Origin of the sequence: uncultured Granulicatella sp. (genome assembly GCF_963545075.1) — a bacterium.
In the GTDB taxonomy this organism is placed as follows: domain Bacteria; phylum Bacillota; class Bacilli; order Lactobacillales; family Aerococcaceae; genus Granulicatella.
In genome coordinates this window covers 1-6,488 of sequence record NZ_CAUUHX010000071.1, presented here as the reverse complement: position 1 = coordinate 6,488, position 6,488 = coordinate 1, and the positions used below count along the sequence as shown (strand labels likewise).

Here is a 6,488-nt window from a genome sequence, read left to right as displayed (position 1 = left end):
CAAAATCAGGACGTGCTTTCTTCTATTTTTGAGACTTTTTGCCCAGTCTCTTTTTTATTTTGGCTTTTATGAATTCTGTGTTAGAATAGGAATGCTAAATAAGTAAAGGAGGGAAAGCGATGACAAATGATTTATCTACTATTATTCAAGCTATTGTAACGGATGAAAATGATAAAGCGTACTTTGTTCAAAAACAAGGTGAAACGTATCGTGTTTCAAAAAATCCCGATGTAACATTAGCCATCGGAGATGTCGTAACAGGCTTTGTATATGAAAATAGTGATCGTAAGAAAATCATGACCCTTGATATTCCAGAAGTAACTAATGAAACTTATGGATGGGCAACAGTTACTCAAGTGAGAAAAGATTTAGGCGTATTCGTATCGATTGGATTACCGGATAAAGATATGGTTGTTTCATTAGATGAATTACCAAACTTAAAAGAATTATGGCCAAAGAAAAATAATCGATTATATGTAACTTTAATTAAAGATAAGAAAAATCGTACTTGGGCAACAATGGGGGATGGAACAGAGTTAAAAGCCAAATCCATTAGAGCCAATCATACATTAAAAAATAAAGATGTATCCGCTACTGTTACGAATGTTAAATTAGTAGGAACATTTTTAATGACAGAAGAAGGGTATCGATGCTTCTTACATCCAAGTGAGCGTTTATATGAACCAACACTTGGGGAATTAGTCAATGTTCGAGTAATTGGTGTTCGACCAGATGGTGTGTTAAATGTATCCATGAGACCAAGAGCGTATGAAGCAATTGGAGATGATGCAGAAATGATTTTAACAATGTTAAGAAATCGTCCAACGCATACATTACCGTATTGGGATAAAACAGATCCAACGATTATTAAAGAAATTTTTGGAATTAGTAAGGGGCAATTCAAACGTGCGATTGGTTCCTTATTAAAAGCGAAAAAGATTACACAATCAGAAGGATTTATTCAATTAGTGGAAGAATAATGAGGATTGAAATGGGGGGATAAATCTGTGTTAACAATGGAAGGCATCAAAAAGAAATTGCAAGAAGAGGGATTTAAGCTAACTCCTCAAAGACAAGCAACGGTTGCAATTTTATTAGAAAAAGAAGATGACCATCTGAGTGCTGAAGCTATATATATGCTTGTTAAGCGGAAATATCCTGATATTGGATTAGCAACAGTTTATCGTACTTTAGAAATTTTAATAGATTTAAATATTACTTATCGAGTTGTATTCGATGATGGCTTAGCTCGTTATGATTTAAAACGAGATGAATCGAATCGTTTCCACCATCACTTACTATGTAATAAATGTGGAAATATTGAAGAAATTCATGAAAACTTATTAGGTGAAGTAGAGAAAATCGTTGAAGAACGATTTCATTTTAAAGTAGAAGATCATCGTTTAACTTTCCATGGCATTTGTCAAAAATGTAGAGAAGGTGAAACTCATGCAACGTAATTTTGATTATTTTGTGGATTCATTAGCAATTCAAGGATTATCTCAAAATACAGTCATGAGTTATCAAAGGGATTTAATGAAATTTTACCAATTTTTGAAAGAACAACAAATTCAAGATTGGAAAGAAGTCGATTATTCTTTGATTGTGTTATTTTTACAAGCTTTAAAACAGGATGGCTATGCGACAAGTTCTACGAGTAGAATGATTAGTTGTTTAAAAAAATTCTTTAAATTTTTACAACAGGAACAATTGGTGGAAACAAATCCAGTACAACCCCTGAAAGTTCCTAAAACGAGTAAGACGTTGCCAAAAGCTCTAACGGTTGATGAAGTGACACAAGTTTTAAATTCCTGTGATACTTCAGCCGTATTAGGATTAAGAGATAAAGCTATGTTAGAACTCCTTTATGCAACTGGAATGCGTGTTAGTGAGTTAATTACTTTAAAACTTAGTGACTTGCATTTAGAATTAGGATTTCTTCAAACAATTGGTAAAGGAAATAAACAAAGAATTATTCCTATTGGACAAGCTGCCGCTAATTGGGTTCAGCATTATTTAACTTATGCAAGAGTGGTGTTAGAACAGGAGTCAAATCCAGTGGAATATTTGTTTTTAAATCATCGTGGAAATGGATTTACAAGACAAGGTTTTTGGAAAAATTTAAAGAAAATTGTTCAAGAAGCAGGCGTTCATAAAGAAGTAAGTCCCCATACATTGCGTCATTCATTTGCAACGCATATTTTAGAGGCAGGGGCTGATTTGAGAATTGTTCAAGAATTATTAGGACATAGCGATATTAGTACGACTCAAATTTATACGCATTTAACAAATGAACGTATGAAGGAAATTTATCAACAAGCGCACCCTCGTGCGAAAAAATAAAATTTTATACAGAAAGAAGAATGTCAGATGAAATTTAAAAGAATTCACGTAATTGTAATGGACTCAGTAGGGATTGGAGAAGCACCAGATGCTGCTGCATTTAATGATGCAGGTTCTCATACATTAGGACATATTTCAGAACGAGTTGGTTTAAACGTTCCAAATATGCAAGCATATGGATTAGGAAATATTGCGCCATTAAAAACTGTACCTCCAGTTGAAAATCCAAAAGGAAGCTACACTAAATTAGAAGAAGTTTCTGTAGGAAAAGATACAATGACAGGTCACTGGGAATTAATGGGATTGAATATTAAAACTCCATTTAGAGTTTTCCCTGATGGATTCCCTCAAGATTTATTAGATAAAATTACAGAATTCTCTGGTAGAAATATTGTATGTAATAAACCATATAGTGGAACAGCTGTTATTGATGATTTTGGGAAACATCAAATGGAAACAGGAGATTTAATCGTTTATACAAGTGCTGACCCAGTATTACAAATTGCAGCTCATGAAGAAGTGATTCCATTAGAAGAATTATATCGTATTTGTGAGTATACAAGAGAAATTACTAAAGATGATCCATATATGATTGGTCGTATTATTGCTCGTCCATATGTGGGAACTCCAGGCAACTTCCAACGTACTTCAAACCGTCACGACTATGCATTAAGTCCATTTGGTCAAACAACTTTAGATTTCTTAAAAGAAAAAGATTTTGATGTTATTGCGATTGGTAAAATTAATGACATTTTCAATGGTCAAGGAATTACTGAATTTGTACGTACAAAAAACAATATGGATGGTGTTGATAAATTCGTAGATATCTTGAAAAAAGATTTCACAGGAATGAGCTTCTTAAACTTAGTAGACTTCGATGCTGCTTATGGACACCGTAGAGATACTGTTGGATATGGTAAAGCATTAGAAGAATTCGATGCACGTATTCCAGAAATTTTAGAAAATATGCATGAAGATGATTTATTAATTATTACAGCTGACCATGGTAATGACCCTACATTCCCAGGAACTGACCATACTCGTGAGTATATTCCAGTTTTAGCGATTAGCAAATCTCTACAACATCCAACACGTTTAACTCAAGGACATTTCTCAGATATTGCTGAAACAATTTCCGAAAACTTTGGCGTATCTTCAACTGGAAACGGACAAAGCTTCTTAAGTGAATTACAATAATATAATTGTGGAAATTCAATGAGTTCCATTATTGGATTTCCACTTCTTTTTTAAATCATCTAAAAAAAGAGAGGAAAGAGTAGCATGGCTTTATATGATCAATTATTAGAAACAAAACAATTTTTACAAAGTAATGGAGTTCAGAATATTGATTTTGGACTAATTTTAGGGTCTGGATTAGGAGAATTAGCAACGGAAGTTGAAAATCCAGTTATCTTCGATTACAAAGATATTCCTAACTTCCCAGTATCTACAGTAGTAGGTCACGCTGGACGTTTAGTTTATGGCGAATTATCTGGTAAAAAAGTTTTAATTATGGATGGACGTTTTCATTTTTATGAAGGATATCCAATGGAAACTGTTACATTCCCAATTCGTTTAATGAAATTATTAGAAGTAGAAACAATGATTGTGACAAACTCAGCTGGAGGAAGCAATCCAAACTTCAAACCAGGTGACTTAATGTTAATTACAGATCATATTAATATTACAGGTACAAATCCATTAATTGGAGCAAATGATGATCGCTTTGGACCTCGTTTCCCTGATATGTCTCATGCTTATCATATCTATGGACAAGAAGTTGTTCGTAAGGCAGCAAAAGAAGTAGGCGTGCAATTACAAGAAGGAGTTTATACAGGTTTATCTGGCCCAACTTATGAAACACCTGCTGAAGTTCGTATGGTACAAGTATTAGGTGGAGATGCAGTTGGTATGTCAACTGTTCCTGAAGTGATCATTGCGAACCATTCAGGAATTAAAGTCATCGGTATTTCTTGTATTACAAACTTAGCAGCTGGACTACAAGCAAACTTAAACCATGAGGAAGTAGTAGAAACAACTCAACGAGTAAAAGAATCATTTAAAGGTTTAGTTCGTAAAGTCATTGAAATTTATTAATTAGAATAGGAGTAGAGAAAGTGGATGCGTTAACGCTACGTATTGGGGAATTTGAAGGCCCAATGGATTTGTTATTACATTTAATTAAAGAGATGAAAATTGATATTTATAACATTCCAATGGTGGAATTAACGCATCAATATTTATCCTATATTCATTCCATGCAAGAAATGGAATTAGAAGTAGCTAGCGAGTATTTATTAATGGCGGCAACTTTATTAGAAATTAAAGCAAGAATGCTTTTACCGAAACCAAAAGTGGAAATCGATGAAGTAGAAGTAGAAGAAGACCCTAGGGATGAGTTAGTTGAAAAATTAATGGAATATAAACAGTTCCAAGAAGGTGCAAAAAAACTGGAAGAACTTTCGGTTCAAAGAGGTATGCATTATGGAAAAGAAGCAAGTGATTTATCCGCTCTTCAAGAAATTATTCCATTACAAGAAGGACAAGTAACGACTCAAGATTTATGGAATGCATTAAAAAAAATAGCAAGAAGAAATCTTGAAAAAATGCCTCTACAAGCAAATATTCAACATGAAACACATACGGTAGAGGAAATGATGGATTCGATTTTAAAAAAAATTCAAGAAAATCCTCAAAAAAGTATTCGATTTGATAAATGTTTCCCTTCGTTTCATCGTCATGCCATTGTGACAACATTTTTGGCGATGTTACAATTGGTTAGGGAACATAAAATTCGTTTGGTTCAACATGTGCCTTATGAAGATATTGTTTTAGAAACTTGCGATAAAGGTGGTGCATTTAGTGAATAATTATTTAGCAGCAACTCAAGCTTTATTATTTGTAGCAGGAGATGATGGCTTAACACTAGAAGAAATTAGTTATGTCGTTGGTATTGATAAAACGGCAGTTCGTCAACTATTAGAAGAATTAATGGAACAATTAAAAGATGAAACAAGTGGTTTAGAATTAATTTTAACAGCACAACGTTATAAATTTGTGACGAAAGCATCGTTAAAACCTTATCTTGAAAAATATGCTGTTTCTCCATTTTCTTCTCAATTATCTAGTGCAGCTTTGGAAACATTGGCTATTATTGCTTATAAACAGCCTATTACAAGATTAGAAGTAGAAAGTATTCGTGGAGTTCAATGTAGTGGTGCTATTCAAAAATTATTGTTAAGAGATTTAATTGAAGAAGCCGGTCGAATGGATAGTCCAGGTCGTCCAAAATTATATCGTACGACCACTTATTTTATGGATTATTTTGGATTAGAAACATTGGATCAATTACCAGATGTGGAATCATTACTAGAATTAAGCCAAGAAGAAAGTAAGCAATTATTTAAAAATAATGAAGACTTATTTGCAGAATTAGAACAAAAGCATCAAGAGGATGAAACTATTTCGTAAGAAAGGAAGGAGTATCTCGTGGAAAGATTACAGAAGGTTATGGCACATGCCGGAATTGCATCTCGTAGAAAATGTGAAGCCTTTATTGAAGAAGGTCGTGTGAAAGTAAATGGTACTGTTGTCAGAGAATTAGGATATAAAGTGTCTCAAATAGATAAAATTGAAGTAGATGGCATTCCGATTTATAAAGAAGAGCCTGTTTACTTTATGTTTTATAAACCAAAATCTGTTTTATCAAGTGTAACAGATGATAGAGGACGTACCGTTATTAGTGATTATTTTAAAGATGTCCCTCAACGTGTTTATCCAGTAGGAAGATTAGACTATGATACAACAGGATTAATTTTATTAACAAATGATGGAGAGTTTGCGAATTTAATGACACATCCAAAACATCATGTTGAAAAGAAATATATTGCTAAAGTAAAAGGTGTTCCAACCCCTCGTCATATGAGACAATTAGAAAGAGGTATTTGGATTGATGGCAAGAAAACTTCTAAAGCAGTTGCCAGAATATTATCCGTTGATACGGAAAAAAATACGGGAATTGTTTCTTTAACGATTCATGAAGGTTGGAATCACCAAGTAAAGAAAATGTTTGAAGCAGTAGAATTACCAGTTCAAAAATTAAAACGAGAAGAATTCGGATTCTTAACATTAGAAAATTTAAGACC

The 6,488-nt window shown here is 33.2% G+C and carries 8 protein-coding genes; all 8 read left to right on the top strand.

What is annotated here, in order from left to right:
* Window positions 1–119: 119 nt before the first annotated feature.
* Window positions 120–980 carry a S1-like domain-containing RNA-binding protein gene (locus RWZ86_RS07980; protein ID WP_314681234.1) on the top strand — a complete coding sequence of 287 codons (861 nt, stop codon included), beginning with the start codon at window positions 120–122 and terminating at the stop codon, window positions 978–980.
* A gap of 36 nt (window positions 981–1,016) precedes the next feature.
* Window positions 1,017–1,460, top strand: a complete 444-nt coding sequence (locus tag RWZ86_RS07975; RefSeq protein WP_314681237.1) for a Fur family transcriptional regulator — start codon at window positions 1,017–1,019, stop codon at window positions 1,458–1,460.
* The gene (gene xerD / locus RWZ86_RS07970) at window positions 1,450–2,343 is read left to right on the top strand and encodes a site-specific tyrosine recombinase XerD (protein WP_314681233.1); all 894 of its coding nucleotides are present in this window, start codon (window positions 1,450–1,452) and stop codon (window positions 2,341–2,343) included. Before RWZ86_RS07975 ends, xerD begins: the two co-directional genes overlap by 11 nt.
* A gap of 27 nt (window positions 2,344–2,370) precedes the next feature.
* Window positions 2,371–3,540, top strand: coding sequence for a phosphopentomutase (deoB, locus tag RWZ86_RS07965; RefSeq protein ID WP_314681229.1), 1,170 nt, complete (start codon window positions 2,371–2,373; stop codon window positions 3,538–3,540).
* An 84-nt stretch (window positions 3,541–3,624) separates the two neighbouring features.
* Window positions 3,625–4,440 (top strand): purine-nucleoside phosphorylase, encoded by an 816-nt coding sequence (locus RWZ86_RS07960; protein ID WP_314681227.1) that lies wholly within the window; start codon window positions 3,625–3,627, stop codon window positions 4,438–4,440.
* A gap of 20 nt (window positions 4,441–4,460) precedes the next feature.
* Window positions 4,461–5,213, top strand: a complete 753-nt coding sequence (locus tag RWZ86_RS07955) for a segregation/condensation protein A (protein ID WP_314681224.1) — start codon at window positions 4,461–4,463, stop codon at window positions 5,211–5,213.
* Window positions 5,206–5,814 carry an SMC-Scp complex subunit ScpB gene (gene scpB, locus RWZ86_RS07950; protein ID WP_314681223.1) on the top strand — a complete coding sequence of 203 codons (609 nt, stop codon included), beginning with the start codon at window positions 5,206–5,208 and terminating at the stop codon, window positions 5,812–5,814. The genes RWZ86_RS07955 and scpB overlap by 8 nt, the downstream gene beginning before the upstream one ends.
* Before the next feature lie 18 nt (window positions 5,815–5,832).
* The coding region (locus RWZ86_RS07945) for a pseudouridine synthase (protein ID WP_314681220.1) at window positions 5,833–6,488 on the top strand (656 nt) is incomplete at its 3' end.

What these genes read in the sequence shown, in the direction of transcription:
- xerD (WP_314681233.1), top strand. Translation starts at nt 1,450, where the DNA reads ATGCAACGTAATTTTGATTATTTTGTGGATTCATTAGCAATTCAAGGA.
- deoB (WP_314681229.1), top strand. Translation starts at nt 2,371, where the DNA reads ATGAAATTTAAAAGAATTCACGTAATTGTAATGGACTCAGTAGGGATT.
- RWZ86_RS07960 (WP_314681227.1), top strand. Translation starts at nt 3,625, where the DNA reads ATGGCTTTATATGATCAATTATTAGAAACAAAACAATTTTTACAAAGT.
- RWZ86_RS07975 (WP_314681237.1), top strand. Translation starts at nt 1,017, where the DNA reads ATGGAAGGCATCAAAAAGAAATTGCAAGAAGAGGGATTTAAGCTAACT.
- RWZ86_RS07980 (WP_314681234.1), top strand. Translation starts at nt 120, where the DNA reads ATGACAAATGATTTATCTACTATTATTCAAGCTATTGTAACGGATGAA.